Origin of the sequence: Streptomyces caniferus (assembly GCF_009811555.1) — a bacterium.
Lineage (GTDB): Bacteria > Actinomycetota > Actinomycetes > Streptomycetales > Streptomycetaceae > Streptomyces > Streptomyces caniferus.
This window is the reverse complement of sequence record NZ_BLIN01000002.1, coordinates 923203-938589: the sequence shown is the minus strand read 5'-3', so window position 1 is coordinate 938589 and position 15387 is coordinate 923203. Positions and strand designations below refer to the sequence as shown.

The 15387-nt window shown below is 67.3% G+C and carries 13 protein-coding genes and 1 pseudogene; 5 read left to right on the top strand and 9 right to left on the bottom strand.

Going from position 1 to position 15387, the window contains the following annotated elements; genetic code table 11:
* Positions 1–57: 57 nt before the first annotated feature.
* Both Scani_RS05965 and Scani_RS05960 read right to left on the bottom strand, forming a co-directional pair.
* Positions 58–696, bottom strand: coding sequence for a response regulator transcription factor (locus Scani_RS05965; protein ID WP_159470713.1), 639 nt, complete (start codon positions 694–696; stop codon positions 58–60).
* A complete protein-coding gene (locus Scani_RS05960) occupies positions 686–2071 on the bottom strand; it encodes a sensor histidine kinase (protein WP_159470711.1) in 1386 nt (461 codons plus the stop codon). Before Scani_RS05960 ends, Scani_RS05965 begins: the two co-directional genes overlap by 11 nt.
* 399 nt (positions 2072–2470) lie before the next feature.
* Here Scani_RS05960 and Scani_RS05955 point away from each other — a divergent pair, with 399 nt between their 5' ends.
* Complete coding sequence (locus Scani_RS05955; RefSeq protein WP_159470709.1) at positions 2471–3022, top strand: hypothetical protein; 552 nt, start codon at positions 2471–2473, stop codon at positions 3020–3022.
* Between the two features lie 311 nt (positions 3023–3333).
* On the top strand, positions 3334–5178 hold the full coding sequence (locus Scani_RS05950) for an alkaline phosphatase family protein (RefSeq protein WP_159470707.1): 1845 nt from the start codon (positions 3334–3336) through the stop codon (positions 5176–5178).
* A gap of 218 nt (positions 5179–5396) precedes the next feature.
* On the opposite strand, the pseudogene Scani_RS05945 reads toward Scani_RS05950, so the two are convergent.
* From Scani_RS05945 to Scani_RS05925, 5 genes and pseudogenes are all read right to left on the bottom strand, one after another.
* Positions 5397–6290, bottom strand: a pseudogene (locus Scani_RS05945) (phosphorothioated DNA-binding restriction endonuclease); the annotation flags it as partial.
* A gap of 86 nt (positions 6291–6376) precedes the next feature.
* On the bottom strand, positions 6377–7480 hold the full coding sequence (locus Scani_RS05940; RefSeq protein WP_159470703.1) for an alpha/beta fold hydrolase: 1104 nt from the start codon (positions 7478–7480) through the stop codon (positions 6377–6379).
* A gap of 143 nt (positions 7481–7623) precedes the next feature.
* A complete protein-coding gene (locus Scani_RS05935; protein WP_159470701.1) occupies positions 7624–8163 on the bottom strand; it encodes an HAD domain-containing protein in 540 nt (179 codons plus the stop codon).
* A 197-nt stretch (positions 8164–8360) separates the two neighbouring features.
* Positions 8361–9248, bottom strand: a complete 888-nt coding sequence (locus tag Scani_RS05930) for a hypothetical protein (RefSeq protein WP_159470699.1) — start codon at positions 9246–9248, stop codon at positions 8361–8363.
* A gap of 109 nt (positions 9249–9357) precedes the next feature.
* The gene (locus Scani_RS05925) at positions 9358–10272 is read right to left on the bottom strand and encodes a helix-turn-helix domain-containing protein (RefSeq protein ID WP_159470697.1); all 915 of its coding nucleotides are present in this window, start codon (positions 10270–10272) and stop codon (positions 9358–9360) included.
* Between the two features lie 62 nt (positions 10273–10334).
* On the opposite strand from Scani_RS05925, the gene Scani_RS05920 reads away from it, so the two are divergent.
* Both Scani_RS05920 and Scani_RS05915 read left to right on the top strand, forming a co-directional pair.
* Entirely contained in the window at positions 10335–11144 is an 810-nt protein-coding gene (locus Scani_RS05920) for an SDR family oxidoreductase (protein WP_159470695.1), read from the top strand.
* Entirely contained in the window at positions 11117–11539 is a 423-nt protein-coding gene (locus tag Scani_RS05915; protein ID WP_308686553.1) for a UTRA domain-containing protein, read from the top strand. Before Scani_RS05920 ends, Scani_RS05915 begins: the two co-directional genes overlap by 28 nt.
* Before the next feature lie 381 nt (positions 11540–11920).
* Here the strand turns inward: Scani_RS05915 and Scani_RS05910 are convergent, their stop codons facing one another.
* Entirely contained in the window at positions 11921–13669 is a 1749-nt protein-coding gene (locus Scani_RS05910; protein ID WP_159470693.1) for an ATP-dependent nuclease, read from the bottom strand.
* A 507-nt stretch (positions 13670–14176) separates the two neighbouring features.
* Complete coding sequence (kilB, locus tag Scani_RS42395; RefSeq protein ID WP_503827396.1) at positions 14177–14653, bottom strand: plasmid transfer protein KilB; 477 nt, start codon at positions 14651–14653, stop codon at positions 14177–14179.
* Between the two features lie 207 nt (positions 14654–14860).
* Here kilB and Scani_RS40230 point away from each other — a divergent pair, with 207 nt between their 5' ends.
* Positions 14861–15175 carry a S1 domain-containing protein gene (locus Scani_RS40230; RefSeq protein ID WP_174872594.1) on the top strand — a complete coding sequence of 105 codons (315 nt, stop codon included), beginning with the start codon at positions 14861–14863 and terminating at the stop codon, positions 15173–15175.
* Positions 15176–15387 lie beyond the last annotated feature (212 nt).

Below are 15387 nucleotides of genomic sequence, written 5' to 3'. Positions count from 1 at the left end.
CGTGGGCTGTGGGGTGGTTGACCCCGGAGCGCGGGCTGCGGGGGAGTGCCCCGGCGGCTACGAGAGCAACCCGCGCTCCAGGGCCGTGAGCACGGCCGCCGTGCGGTCCGACACGTCCAGCTTCTTGAACGCCCGCAGGAGATGCGTCTTCACGGTGGCCTCGCCGATGAACAGCTCCCGGCCGATCTCGGCATTGGTCAGCCCCCGGCCGACCAGCCGCAGCACCTCGCACTCCCGCGCCGACAGCACCGGCTGCTCCACCGCCCGCGCCCGGAACAGCTTGGGGGCCAGCGACGGGGTCAGCACCGTCGCCCCGCGCGCCGCCCCGTACACGGCGTCGATCAGCTCGGCCCGTGAACTGCCCTTGAGGAGATAGCCGGCCGCGCCCGCCTCCACGGCGCGCAGGATGTCGGAGTCGTCCTCGTACGTGGTGACGATGACCACCTTGCTGCGCGGCGACTGCCGCAGGACGTGCCCGGTCGCGGCGACGCCGTCCATCCCGCCCATCCGCAGATCGAGCAGCACGACGTCCGGCGTCAGCCGGGCCGCCAGCGTCACGGCCTCCTCGCCGGACCCCGCCTGCCCCACGACCGCGATGCCCGGGTCGGATTCCAGCATCGCGCACAGCCCCTCGCGCACGACGGGGTGATCATCGGCGAGCAGCACCCGCACCACGCCCGTGTCCTCAACGCTCATCATCCGCCGCCTTCACCAACCGCCCCGCCGCTCCCTGCTCTTCGGACCGCCCCGTCGCCGGCCCTCCGGCCCCGTCCACCGACTCCGCGAGGGGCACCTTCACCTCGACGGCGGTGCCCGACCCGGGCTCGCTCACCACGCTCATCACCCCGCCGATCTCCGCCACCCGCGCCGCCATCCCCCGCAGCCCGAAGCCCCCGCCGTCACCCTGCCCGTGCACTGCCGCACCGTGCCGTTCCGCCCTCCCGGCCGCTGCCGCTCCCGCGTCGAACCCCCGGCCGTCGTCGGCGACACGGAGGCCGACCTGCCCCTCGCCGTACCGGAGCACCAGGTCCACCGCGCGGGCCTCGGCGTGCTTGTGCACATTCGCGCCCGCCTCCTGCGCGGCACGCAGCAGGACGACATTGACCGCCATCGGCAACGGCCGCTCCGCACCCTCGACGGCGAACCGCACCAGCAGCCCCGTCTGCGCGGTCAGCCCGTCCGCCTGCCGTCGCAGCGCCTGCGCCAACGAGCTCTCCTGCAAGGAGGCGGGCGTCCGGTCGGCCACGAAGGCGCGCGCCTCGGCCAGGCTCTCCCCGGCCACCCGCCCGACCAGCGCGAGATGTTTACGGGCGAGGGCGGGAGCGTCCTCCACCGCCGAATCCGCGGCCTGTACCAGGCTGATGATGCTGGTCAGGCTCTGCGCGAGGGTGTCATGGATCTCCCGCGCGAGCCGCTCGCGCTCGGCGGCGATCCCGGCCTGGTGCGACAGCCGGGCCACCTGCTCGCGGTTCTGCCGCAGCTCCTCGATCAGCGCGGCGTGCTCCCTGTTCTGCCGTACGACCCTCTTGATCCACAGCCCGAGGAGTACGGACAGCGCGATCCCGAGCAGCGACGTCAGCAGCACGAACAGCACGGCCGGGCCTTCGGCGCCGCCGCGCAGCCACAGCATCGTCACCGGGACGAGGTTGCCGAGGACGCCGACCACCAGGGCCGGCCTGGTCGCCAGGCTCATCATCAACATCGGGACCAGGGCGGACAGGGCGAACGAGCTCATCAGATCGACGGCGGTGGCGACCCCGAACAGCACGAAGAGACCGACGGGAAAGACGACGTTCCGCCGATCGCTCTCATGACGCAGCATCAACGGCCGCCCGATCCCCGCATACCAGGGCACCACCAGCGTCAGCGCCCCGATGGCGATCACCCGCTCGCCCTGCGGGACCCCGGAGGTGAACACCAGCCCCGTGGTCACCAGATAACAGACCACGAAGTAGCTGTCCCACAGGCCGAACCACCGCACCCGCGCTTCGGGTGCGCGGGGGGCCTCGTACGTGGGCCGTAGTCCGGGTGTCTGCTGCGGCTCGGGTGCATGCCGCGTCTCAGCCGTCACCGCGTACCCCTGGATATCGCCATGTCCCCCTGTGCCCTTCCGGATATGCGCAGCCCCGCACCCGGGAAGCGGACACTGCCGCGCACAGTCGTACCACCCTCCCTCCTCACCGACGCAGCGCTGTCCACCGACCGGTGGACAGCCCGCTCCACCGGTCGGTCGTCCCGCGACAACCTCCCCTCGCCATAGCGTCATTGACGAACACCGCGCGGTGTCGCAGAAGCGCCCGGAACGGTAATCCGCTGCCCAATGGAACTCCCGGACAAGGGAGCTCCGGACGACGGGATTCCCGGACAACGGAAATCTCCGCAGTGCGCAGTGCGCAGTGCGCACTGCGCGCCACGCAACGCGCACGCCGAGCAGAAGAAGCCGCAGCACCGCAGAAAGGCCCGGAATTCCATGGACCAGCTGAGTCAGTTCGCCACTGCACTCATCGCCAGCGCCACCATCCTCACCATCATTCTGGCGACCGATCTGGGCTGCCGCCGCGTCACCAACATGCGCATGCTGCGCTCCGTGATCGCGGTCGCCATCATCATCGCGATCTTCGTGCGTTCCTTCCCGACCTCCGGAAACGCGCCGTCGTTCCAGCTGATCGGCCTCGGCATGGGCGTGATCTGCGGTCTGATCGCCGGTGTGCTGCTTCCCGCGCACCGCGGCGCCGACGGCCGGATCTACACCACGGGCGGATGGGGATACGCCCTCGTCTGGATCGTCCTTTCCTCCGCCCGCGTCCTTTTCGCCTACGGTGCCGAGCACTGGTTCTCCGAGGGACTCATCCGCTTCAGCATCGAAAATGAACTCAGCGGCCCCGACGTCTACGCAAATGCCTTCGTCTTCATGTCGCTTGCCATGGTCCTCACCCGGACCGCGGTCCTCGTGAACAAGCGCCGCCGCATCCGTCACGAGGCCGCAGACCCCGCGGGCACGGAACAGCCGGCCGCCGCCTGACGGCGCAGCGCCCATGGACCGGCGCCACCGACCCACGACTGCGCGTCAGCCGTAGAACACGTGGCGCCACGGCGGGGGAGCGGGGGAACGGGGGAAACGGGGGAACGGGGGAGGGCCGGGCCGGCCGGGGGGCCGGCCCGGCCCCGCATCTTCTTCCGCGCCTCCTCCCCCCCCCGCGGACGCCGACTGATGGAACGCAGGCCCCCGGTTGAACGCAGGCCCCCGGCCGCCCGTACAGATAGCGACGGCGCCGACCTCCCGGGTCCGGTCCGCCGCGCCACTACCGGGCCCCGCACGGAAGGACCTTCGGGTTGTCGCACTCCACGCGCTCTCACCAGCTGCCACAGCAGCACGCACCCGAGACCGAGAGCCTGCCGCCGGACGAGCCCGGGGACGGCCTCCCGGAGGAGCCTGCGGACGGGCCCGCGGACGGGCTCTCGGACGGTCCCCAACCCGAACCCGCGGACGCACCCCACACCGAGACCCCTCCAGGCGGCTGGCGCGACCGCCACCCCGCCGCGGCGCGGGCAGCGGCGTGGACGACCACCGCCCTGGCCGGCGCGCTGGTACTCGTCACCCTCTTGCTGCCGAACAGCGCCGACCGCCTCACGGCCGCCGAATTCGTCCGTATCCCGGTGGAGGGGGTGGCCGGTGCCGCCCTGCTCCTCCTCCTGCCGCCCACGGCACGGCGGGTGGCCGCGGTGCTCGCCGGAGTGGCACTCGGCGTGCTGGCCGCACTCGACCTCCTCGACATCGGCTTCAACGAGGTCCTCGGCCGGGGCTTCAACGTGGTCTTCGACTGGGTCCTGCTCGGCGACGGCGCCTCTTTCCTCCAGGACTCCATAGGCCGGGCGGGCACGATCGGAGTCGAGATCGCGGCCGCCCTCCTCGTCCTCGCCCTGCTGGTCCTGCCCGCCCTGGCGCTCGTCCGGCTCAGCAACCTCATGGCCCGGCACGCCACCAGGGCGGCCGGCACCACCCTCGTCCTCGGCACCGCCTGGGTCCTCTCCGCGGCCCTCGGCCTGCAGATCGCCGGTGCGCCGCTCGCCTCCCGCAGCACCTCCGACCTCGTCCAGGCCCGTATGGACGGCGTGAGCGCGACCCTGAAGGACGAGCGGGCGTTCGCCAAGGAAGCCGCGAGCGACCCCTACCACCACACCCCGGGCAACCGGCTGCTGACCGGACTGCGCGGCAAGGACGTCATCTTCACCTTCATAGAGAGCTATGGCCGCAGCGCGGTCCAGGACCCCCTGATGGCACCGGGCGTCGATGCCACGCTCGCGAAGGGCACCGCCCGGCTGCGGGCGGCCGGCTACTCCGCCCGCAGCGGCTGGCTCACCTCGGCGACGTACGGCGGCAGCAGCTGGCTGGGCCACTCGACCTTCCTGTCCGGCCTGTGGATCGACAACCAGCAGCGCTACCGCACCGTGACCGCGGGCGATCACCTGACCCTCACCAGCGCCTTCCGGCGCACCGGCGCCTGGCGCACCGTCGGCATCATGCCCGGTGTCACCAAGGGCTGGCCGGAGGCCAAGTTCTACGGCCTCGACCACGTCTACGACTCCCGCGAACTCGGCTACAAGGGCCCCAAGTTCAGCTGGTCGACCATGCCCGACCAGTACAGCCTCGCCGCCTTCGAGCGCCTGGAGCACGGCAAGCCGCACGCCAAGCCGCTGATGTCCGAGATCATCCTGACCTCCAGTCACAACCCCTGGGCACCCCTCCCCAAGACCCTCCCCTGGAACAAGGTCGGCGACGGCTCCGTCTACGACTCCATCGAGAAGTCCGGCAAGAACCCCGTGGACGTGTGGCAGCAGACCGACAAGGTGCGCACCGAGTACGGCAAGTCCATCCAGTACTCCCTGAACAGCCTGGTCTCGTACGTCGAGAAGTACGGCAACAAGAACACCGTGCTCGTCTTCCTCGGCGACCACCAGCCCGTCGCCAAGGTCTCCGGCGACCATGCCAGCAGGGACGTCCCGGTCGCGATCGTCGCCCACGACCCCGACGTCCTGAAGCGCATCTCCGACTGGCACTGGACACCCGGCCTCAACCCCGGCCACCAGGCCCCGGTCTGGCGGATGGACTCCTTCCGCAACCGCTTCCTGACCGCCTTCGGCTCCCACCCCGGCCCCGCGCCCAAGACCTCCCGATAGCCGCCGCACACCCGCCCACCACGCACCCGCGCGGCCCCGACCCGCACCGACCCACCAGGGGCGCCGACCTCATGGCGCCGCCCCTCGGCCGCGCTCGGTTACGCCGTGCTGCCCTGCTGCCCGGTCACGCCGTGCTGCTCCGGTACGCGTCCGTGCTGCTTCGTCACGCCGTGCCGCTCTCGCCCCGTCAGGCCGTGCCGCTCCGCCGGTCCGTGCTGTTCCGCGATACGGGGTTCGCCGCGGAACACCTGCGCGGTGTGCCAGGTGATGTGCGCCGGGGCGACCCGTGCACTGCCGTTCTGCGGCCCGATCAGGGCCCGGCCGGTGAGTTCGAGCACGTGCTGCCGGGCCGCCTGGCTCTGGCCGACGAACTCCCGGGAAACCGTGATCCGCCGGCCGGAGTCCAGGCCCAGCACCCCACGGTCGAACAGCTTGTGATGCAGGGAGCACAGGCACAGACAGTTGGCGAGGTCATCCGGCCCCTGGAAGGCCCACCACCGGACATGGGCCGCCTCCAGCCCGACCGGCACCCGGCCGATCGACCCGTCGAAGCCGCAGAACGCGCACCGGTACTCGTACGCGATCAGCACATCCCTGCGCAGCTCACCGGCCCGCCGCCGCCCCGGTGCCTGCCCGACCACGATCCGCGTTCCGTCCGCCGGCTCCAGGTCGAGCCCGACGGCAGCCGTGAGGTCCGGATGGACCGACGGCGGAAAGTGCCTGTCCAACAGCACCTGCGCCAACTGCCCGAGCAGCGCCGGATCGTCGGAGAGTGCGGCCCGCAACCCCCCGGCCAACTGCCCCCGCGCCCCGCTCTCCCGCAGCACCCGGACCCCCGTACCCGGACTGGCGGCCCCGCTGTCGGTGCGCACCTCCCACACCCCGTCGTTGACGAGATGGTGGAACGGATACGACGGCGACGTCCGGTGCGTCGGACCGTAATCCTCCAGCAGCTCACTCAGATCGTGCTCGATCTCCGAGTAGCGCATCGGCCGGAGCGGAGACCGCTGGAACCACCCCAACGCATAGAGCATGAGCAACGGCTTGTGCGGCGCCCGCGCGCCGTTCTGCGCCCACTGCCGAAGATTCCCCACCCGCTCGACCCAGTCCATGACGAACGACTGTAGGCCGACGCACCCACAGTCCCCCCCGCCCGCACACGGCACCCTTTGGCCCGGGAACAAGCCGGCGGCGTCCTCTACGAACGCGAACGCGACGGCGAGGACGAGGGCGAAGAAGAAGGGGAAGAAGAAGGGGAAGAGGGAGGAGCCGAAGCCGCAGCGGAAGCCGACGAGGGACCACCCACCCCACGCCGATCTTCCTCAACAACACCCCGCACCGCATCGATCACCAGCTGCGGCCGATTGTTATGGATGTTGTGGTCACTACGGGTCTTGGTGATGTGCTGTGCACCGGGAAACTGCGCCGCGAGATCCTGCTGCGAGCCACGTTGCGCCCGCCAGAACACCTGCGGGAAATCCTCCGGGGCATGAGCCGGCAGCCGAGCACGAAACGCATCGGCATCGAATTCATCCCCGGACAGCACCACCACCGGAATCCTCGGCACCGGCGGAGCGGCACGCACTTGCTCGAAGACGGTAGCGGGATCCTGCCTTTCGACATCCTTCCACTGCGCCATACGCTTCTTGTCGTCGTTTCGGATCGTCGCCAGAAAAATGGCGAACTGCCCCGGCGTGAGCCGCGACTGCAGGAATTCCGACTCGGCGTCCACGAGAACAAGACCGGCCACGTCATGCGGGTACTCACCGGCATAGATCCTGGCAATGGGCCCGCCCGCGGACCATCCCGCGAGCACATAGGGACCGGGCACCTTCGCCGCTTCCAGCAGCGCGTGCAGGTCCGCGGCATCCCCGCGGGGTGTGGTGGGCTGGGCCACCGTCGACGACGTGGTGAACTCCCCGTTCTCCCGCGCCGTCCCCGGACGATCGTAGGAACAGACCCTGGTGAACTTCCCCACCCCGGGATACACGGAAGAACTGCTGGGCTTCCTCTTTCCGGCGGCGCCGGTCACATAACTCCAGGTATCCGCCGCGGCAACAAGCCCCGGCACGAGAACCACCGTCGGAGATCCGCTGCCCTGACACTCCAGATACATCGTGCGCCCATGACCGACATCCACCAGCCGGCCAAAAGCCGTCGCGCCACCCGTAGTCGCCCTGGCCGACAGCACATCGTCCGCAGTGGGCGCACTGCACGCCGCGCCGACCAACACCGACGCGGCCAGAATGCCGACCCGCCCGAGAATTCTCCCCCGCACACCGAAGCCGCTACGCCGGACCATGCCCGATAGCTCCATCTCACTCCGTCGCACCGGAATAATGTCATTGACCGAGGAATACCCCGATCAGGCAACGTATGCGATACATGGGGCACCGACAACAACACAAGCCCCCGGCGAGTCTGGTGCCGGTCCCTCCGACGCCTCTAGGTGCCTTTCCCTGGTGCGGGAGAAGGCGCGACAGTACGGAGCCACCCAGCAAGCGCGGAGAAGTCATCGTCGGTGAGGCCCTCGGCCGGGTCGACGCGATGCAGCAGCGCCGGCCCCCGGTGCTGAGCGGCGACCCAGAGCCGATCCATATCGCTGATCTCGTCGTCGACCCAGATGAACGGGCGAGGACCGGCCCACTCCACGAGGGCGCGGGTCTTCCAGTGCAGACCGCGTGGGCCGTCCTCGGTGAAACCGTCGGGCCACTCCACCACAGGCAGCCTGGGCAGCCCGATCCGCGGGGCGACGGCCTCGTTGGCCTCATCTCCCCACGTCGAGGCCCACACCAGATCGCACCCGAGCGCCATCAGTCGCGCCCCCACAGCACGGTCGAGCCGCGCCAGCAACGGATTCCCCTGATCAGGCAACACTTCGGCGCCGGAAGCGGGCCTCTGAAGCCGACCTGGCGATGCCCCGAACGGAATGAGGGGGCCGTCGACATCGAGAAAGAGGAGGGGGCGCTCCACCGAGTTGCTCACGGCGGCACGGTAACCCGGCGCGGTGGAGGCGGCCTGACACCAGCACTCCCAAGCCCCGGACGCACTTCACTCCGCCGGGCCCGCGGCACGCTCCCGCCTCCCCTCGGGCAACGCTCCCGCCTCGGCCCCGTTCCGCCGCCCGGCTGCACTTGATGACGGCGGAGCCCGACTTCGCCCCCCCGCTCGCGACAAGCCGACTACTGAGGGGGGCTTGCACCTCTCTTTTGCCGCGCTTCGTTGTTCCATGTGACTCCACCATGGAAGGCAGTGTCATTGAAAATGTAGGCATCCCCTCCAATGTTGTGCTCGTGCTGCGCAGCCTTTCCGCCCGAAAAGAAGGTCTCCCGGACGAGGCGGAGCGTTGGCAGCAGATGAATGATGCAGAATACAAGAAAAGTGGCCCTGATCAAGCTGGCGAGTGCATGGCCCAGAGCTTCCTGGAGCACAAAGCCGCTGACAGCCGGAGGCGCGAAGAGGAACAGGAAGGTTGAGGTCAGGAAAGGAACCACATGGGCTCGGTCTTCGATGTTTCGTTGAACTCCTCGCTTCTCTACGTCGACGTCGCCTTCCTCATTGGAGGTTTTCGCCCGCCATTGTGCCGCGTTCTTCCCATCCAGCACCAGGCCGAAGCTGACCTCCTCGCCGCGCTCCAGGTGGCCAATGGTGTAAATAATCTGCGAGCCAGAGGATTCCGGGCTCCTCTCGACCTTCATTTCCGGTTCCGGTTCCGGCGCGAGGATGGACTCGAGAAGTTTTACGTCAGCCGGGATGGAGAAGCGAACCCGTTGATTCTTGATAACGGAGTTCCCGCTGTTCGCAATCCTGTAGTGAGCGGAGTGCAAGTCCTCGACATGAGTTCCACCATAAGAGATCCGCAACTTATCTCTCAGCTTGGGGTCGATGCCGCCGAGCCCAGGCTCCGTGGCGGCATCGTAGGCAACCTTCCGTCGCGGCTCCTGCCGCGATTTGAGGAAGTGCACCAGCAGCGTTCCAAAGACGCCGACAAATGCGCTGGCGAGCCCGACTATCAACTTCTGCTGTATATCCGTCAAGCTGGATGAACCGGCAGCAAGGGCGATGATCATTGACACGTACCCTCCAGCATGGTGACTGTGCCTGATGGTAGGGAAGCAAACCAACCGGCGGGCTGTTTCCGGAGAACTCTCAGCGCCAATGCGGCCGAGCCCGTCCAACTCACGGACCGGCCCCATGGCGAGCGTGACCGTAGTGCGCCGAGCCCTGTCCGGATCGGCCCCGGGCGCTCCCTGCCTGCCACGCTGACGAAGACGAAAGGGAATCTCCGCCGGGTGTCAGAGCCGGGTGTCGGAGAAGCCTGGAGAGGGCGGACGCGGAGGGGCTCTCGGGCACCGCCTGGTAGACGATGATCACTTGCTGCTCGGCGCCCCCGACGGTGAGGGCCTGTCGCCGCAGGGCGAGTTCCCCGACGACCGGATGCACGAATCGTTTGAGCTCGTCGCGGGAGGGGCGTGCGTCGTGCCGCGCCCACAGGCTGCGGAAGTCGTCGTCCGCCTTCAGTCCGGCGACGAGCCGCGCGGTCCGCGGGTCGCGCGGGTCGGCTTCGGCGCGCAGGGCCGCGGCGGTCCGGGCGGCGATCTCAGGCCAGTCCGGGAAGAGACGACGGGTCCCGGGGACGAGGAACATGTCACGGGCCAGGTTGTGCCCGGGCTCGTACATCGGGGCGAGCGCCCGCGCCCACTTGTTCGCGGCCAGCACGTCGAACCGGCGGTTGCGCACATACACCGGAGTGCCCGTCCACCCGTCGAGCAACTGGTGTACGTCCGGGGCGACTTCGCTCTCCGAAGGCCGTACGGGACCCGGGCCGGCCAGCGTGAACAGGTGCGCCGAGGCGTCGGCGTCCAGCTCCAACGCCCGCGCGAGCGCCCGCAGTACCTGCGGTGACGGATGCCGGTCGACGCCCTGTTCCAGCCGGGTCAGGTACGGCTCGCTGATACCGGCCAGCTGTGCCAGCTCGTCCCGGCGCAGCCCCGCGACCCGGCGCCTCCCGTGAGCGGGCAGGTCCGCGTGCGAGGGCGGAACCCGTCCCCGCCTGGCCTTGAGGAACTCTCCCAGCGCATTGTCGGCCGCCATGGCCGGAGGGTAACCCCCGGGGGGTGCTGGCTGCGGTTCGGCGGAAGGCGCAGGGTCGAGCCATGAAGAAGACATGGTTCATCACCGGCGCGTCCCGCGGCTTCGGCCGGATCTGGGCCGAAGCCGCCCTGGCCCGCGGTGACCGCGTCGCCGTCACAGCACGCCGTCCCGAGTCCCTGAAACCCCTCGTCGACGTCTACGGGGACAGCGTTCTCCCGCTCCGTGTCGACGTCACCGACCGGGCCGCCGTCACTGACGCCGTACAGCGGGCTGCCGAAGCCTTCGGGCACCTCGATGTGGTCGTCAACAACGCGGGCTACGGCCTCTTCGGCATGGTCGAGGAGACCACCGAGGAGCAGGCCCGCGCCCAGCTAGACACCAACCTCTTCGGCCCGCTGTGGGTGACGCAGGCGGCCCTGCCGTTCCTGCGTGCGCGGGGGAGTGGGCACATCGTGCAGGTGTCCAGCATCGGCGGGCTCGCGGCCTTCCCCACCCTGGGGCTCTACAACGCCTCCAAGTGGGCGCTCGAGGGGATGAGCGAGGCGCTCGCCCAGGAGGTCGCCCCGCTCGGCATCCACGTCACGATCGTCGAACCCGGACCCTTCGGCACCGACTGGTCCGGCTCCTCCGCGGTGCACGCCGAACCCATCGCCGCGTACGAGCCGGTCCGTGAGGCGCGCCGGGCCGGCGCAACCGCCCGTGCACCACAGGATCCGCGGGCCACCGCCGACGTCATCCTCGAACTGGTCGACACCGACGAACCACCCTTGCGGCTCTTCCTCGGTACGTACCCCTATCCCGTCGTCGAAGCCGCCTACAAGCAGCGCCTCGACATCTGGAGCGCGTGGCGGCCGCTCGCCGCCAAGGCGTGACGGCCGAAACGGGCGAATGCTCGACGAGCACGACCAGTTCTTGCTGCGGGAAAGGTACTGCTGGTGTCTCCGGTCGCCTGCGACACGGAGCGGTCCGTACGAGGCCGAACAGCTCGGCGAAGCCCCGCACCGAACCGGAGCAGATCTACGCCATCCTCACCGCAGCCGGCCACAAACTCACCTGGGACGAAACCGTCAGCGCCCGCATGCCCCTGCCCGACGAGCGTGCCACTCTGCAAATCCCCGACGCGACCCCGATCGTCCACGCCACCCGCGTCACCCTCGGCACCGACCAACGCCCGCTGATCCTCGAAGACCTCCGCGCCGGCGCCGACCGCACCCAACTCGCCTACCGCATCACCCCCGACAGTCCCCGCGCACTGCGCGCCGTCTGAGCGCCCGCCCCGGCCAACTATCGAAAACTCTCTTCCTTACTCAAGGCGACTCGCTCCGCTCACCGCGCGCGGCCCGCCCCCCCCCGGCCGGGCCTGTGCTCCTGTCTCCGCACCGCTCCAGCCCGGCCGGCGCCCGTGCCGCGCGCTGGGCAATCGGCCGCCTGCGGCCGGAGAAGGGGTACGTCGCGGCTGGGGCGGTCGGCTCCACGGCTTTAGACAGCCACTTTGGGGCGAGCCTCTAAGATCATGGCCCAACGTCGCGCTTTAATGGGCAGGTAAACAGACCGCCCGACTCGCCATCAGCTTAACGGGCCATGATCACTCGCCCCAAAGCAGCTCCAGCCCAACGCCGCTCCGCCGACCTCAAGATTCACTCGAACCCTATATTCCAACGATCGCAGCCTCAATCTTTAGCAGAATATCCCTAAGTTCAGGAACTACTTCCTCTGCTCTCATATTGTTCGAGATCGAGCGCACGTTGACCGGCTTGAATCCTGCTGCAGCGAGCTTCGCATTCAGCGAGTTGACTACCTTCTTCGGCGGCACCATTCCGCCCCTAGCATCCTTATCGTTCCACCATTTATCGAACTCCGGAATTGCGGCACGCGTCACGTCCATAGCGTGCGCACTCTTTCCTACGAGGTCGGTCTGACGCCGATAAAGGAACTGGGCCTGAGCATCCACTTTCTGCTCATCGACCGCCTCTTGTAAGAGTTCCTTAACGAGAGAAACCTCAGCGCCGGACAGCCTCGCCATGACAGGCGGGATCAGAAAGTAGCTTTCCAGCTCTTTCTTTTTCCAGACGTGACAGTGCACCCCAGACTGCGACAGAGAGTTCGCGACATCGAAAGACTGACCCTCTGTGCGGTTATCCCTGTCCAGAATTACAAATACCTTCACCGCATCGCCAAGCAAACTGGTGCTTAGGGTCGCAAAAGAGCCAGCTTGAGACCACTTATCAAAACCACCCAAGGAGATAACAGCGACCCCTTTTTCCCCAGCAAGCTTCTTAGCGCCGACCACACGCGCCACGTTCCGCAAGACCTTCATGTCTTGCCCCTCGACGAAGAGGGCCACCTTCGACCGAAGGGCGCGCGCGACGCCGAGGTTGAACCCACTGCCAAGTGACAGACTCGCCTGCTCCATCGACTTTGCGTCACGTAGCGGCCGCGCCCGCCGACGAGTTCGATCAACGAGCACCACTGAGTCTCGTCGCGCTTCTGCGAGAATCTCAGGTGCATGCGTAGCGAGGATCCATTGCTGGCTACGCTCTTCCAATACATTCACAAGCCTGCGCTGAAGATCGGGATGCAAAAAAACGTCAGGCTCATCCAAAACAAGAGTCTTAGCCTCCCTGTGCCTGTACAGGTGTGTCAGAACTTGCAGCCAGATCTGCAGGCCGTCCCCTGCCCAGAAGAGCTCCTTTACCGATCTGGTCGCAGTCTCCGTGAAATAGAGATCAAGCTCAGCCGCGTCTCCTGCGGAACTGGATTCTAGGCTCAGGTCTTGGATTTCAGGCGTGTTTTCAAGAATGAAATCCACCAGGTCGAAGTACGTATCGATATCCGCACTCTTGAGGTAGTAGAGCTGATTCCTGAAGTGACTGCTGGAAAGGCGCGTAGTTTGACTTTCTTTCACGTACTTCTCAGTGAGAATCAGCTCTCGATGTTGAACGGGCGTCAAAGTGGGGACGACGCCGATCGAAGGCGTCGCGGTCCTAGCAGCAGCAGTTGCATGGATCGTTGAACCGTCAGCGTTAACCAAAGAAAAGAACGGAGGTTCTTCGACTGGCCAAAGAGACTTCAGCGTAGCACCAGAACTGAAAGTTAATTCGAGACGGGTTTCACGTTCACGGAACTCGTGGCGAATGTTTTCTCCCACGAAACCAGAGGGATTCCCGACCCTACTCGAGAGCTGATGCCCGTACGCCCAATGATTGCCGTCCAGGCTGAAACGATCGCGCGAGTTCCTTCGCCGGGCATGGGAAACTTCTTCCGCAGCAAGACGCAGCGCGGAAATAATTGTACTCTTCCCGGCATTATTCGGGCCGATCAACACGGCCTGCCGATCGAATGTGATTTCGAATTCGGCAAAACCCTTGAAGTGGGCGAGGCGTAGCTTCTTGAGCATTGGTCCACTCTAAGTTTCCTGACTCCGCAACGAAAGCGATTTGGCGGAACTGGCGCCCGATCCGCCAAGCATCCGCACAAGAAAGTGTTACGACTCAGCAAAGCGCAAGGAGTGCGCGAGCGCCCTCCCGGGCCGTCCTGGGGCCGTGGAAGGGCGCTCGTTGGCGACCAACGCTGACAACTGGCGACGGCTGCACCGAAGTTCAGAGCGGTGACCGAGTAGACGGCCGCAGGTCACGGCCGCCGATGATCAGTTGTGGCCGTGCTGAGCGAGCGGCCATCAGGTGGAAGTACGGTCGGCAGAGATGCGGTCGCGGCGCTCGACCTACTCGACACACACAGATGCAGCGTGGCTGAGGCCGGTGGGGGTGCAGCGAGACACACGCGCGCCTAGTCGGTCGACAGAACCGCCGTCGTGGCTGGCTGTCGTCGGCTGAGACCCAGGGGGGCCACATCGAGTCTGCTGGTCGTCGGCCGAACGGTAGGCCCCGTACCGATCAAAGCTGGGCTACATGGCAGCGCAGTGGCGCGCTGCGGCAGCAACAAATGAGTCCATGGCCGTTCTGGACACCTCTGCTCTCTGCTCCAACTCCGCAGCATCGGAGGCCTCTTCGATGACGATGGATGCCTCGAATGCAACCACCGCCAGGTCTACGACTGAGTCAGGAACGCCCGCGAGCCGAAGGCGGAGGAGGCAAGCTCGGCTCGAGGTGCGTGCCTCAAAGCAAGCGTCCTTGGCCTCGCGGTACGTGTCGTTTCCAGTGCCGTAGTCGCGCCTCGTGGACCAACGCCAGATCTGCCGGTGGCGGAGCTCCACTAACGCCTCCGCAAGATCGCAAATGGCCGTTCGCTGCTCTTGTCTATTTCGCTCCCGGCGGTCGAGTTCAGCAGCACGGTCAGTATGTCGGCGTTGGAGAACTCCTGTCACGATGGATCCGCCTAGCGTCCCGAGGACAGCGATGAGCGCAACAAGCACGGCCTGCATAGCACCAAGTTCAGCAGTCACAGCCCAGCCTGGCGAGACCGCGACTGCCACCGTGTCCTGCCGCGGGCGATCCCTGTCGAATGCGTGTCGGCGCAGGTAGCATCTGCCACTTCCGAGGGCCTGTCTTCGCTGGTCAGGGCAGAAGAGACTCTGGTGCGCATGAGCGCCTTCTAAGCCCCAGGCTGCTCACTGCGTCATGATCTGTTGATGGATGAGTACGCGTGGCCTACGAGCCCGGATCTCCCGGTCGCAGATGTAGTTCTCCAGAGCTGGGCGGCAACCGTTGCAGCCTTGCCTGTGGGGACCCACATCACTGGAGAGGTCATCGGCCGCCAGCCCTTTGGCGTCTTCATACGTATGGACGGTGTGCCCAACGTCGTGGCGCTAGCCGAGATCACGGCCATGCCGCTGGGGATGGAGCTGCCCGCCCTCGGGGCCTCCGTCGAGGGGGAGGTCTTCTGGCACGCCCACAACCACCAGGTGAGGGTCTGGCTGGATGAGTGGCGGACGTCCGCCGAGTGATCGTTCCCTGGGCCGTCCCTGGGCCGTGCGAGGGCACCTGAGGCCGACCATCGACGACCGGCAGTGACAGTCGAGCCACCGCCGCCAGCAGCGAACCCCCAGCTCACAGCTCCCGCCCATACGGGTTAGCACCCAGGGGTGGCGGTACGGCAAGATGGGGCGTTTCTCGCTGTCATCCCGAGCTTCAGTGCTCAGCCCATCGAGCGATTGTG

Bases quoted from the DNA above. Each gene is read 5' to 3' on its own strand.
- Scani_RS05965 (WP_159470713.1), bottom strand. From the start codon at position 696: ATGAGCGTTGAGGACACGGGCGTGGTGCGGGTGCTGCTCGCCGATGAT.
- kilB (WP_503827396.1), bottom strand. From the start codon at position 14,653: ATGCAGGCCGTGCTTGTTGCGCTCATCGCTGTCCTCGGGACGCTAGGC.
- Scani_RS05910 (WP_159470693.1), bottom strand. From the start codon at position 13,669: ATGCTCAAGAAGCTACGCCTCGCCCACTTCAAGGGTTTTGCCGAATTC.
- Scani_RS05920 (WP_159470695.1), top strand. From the start codon at position 10,335: ATGAAGAAGACATGGTTCATCACCGGCGCGTCCCGCGGCTTCGGCCGG.
- Scani_RS05955 (WP_159470709.1), top strand. From the start codon at position 2,471: ATGGACCAGCTGAGTCAGTTCGCCACTGCACTCATCGCCAGCGCCACC.
- Scani_RS05930 (WP_159470699.1), bottom strand. From the start codon at position 9,248: ATGATCATCGCCCTTGCTGCCGGTTCATCCAGCTTGACGGATATACAG.
- Scani_RS05925 (WP_159470697.1), bottom strand. From the start codon at position 10,272: ATGGCGGCCGACAATGCGCTGGGAGAGTTCCTCAAGGCCAGGCGGGGA.
- Scani_RS40230 (WP_174872594.1), top strand. From the start codon at position 14,861: ATGGATGAGTACGCGTGGCCTACGAGCCCGGATCTCCCGGTCGCAGAT.
- Scani_RS05940 (WP_159470703.1), bottom strand. From the start codon at position 7,480: ATGGTCCGGCGTAGCGGCTTCGGTGTGCGGGGGAGAATTCTCGGGCGG.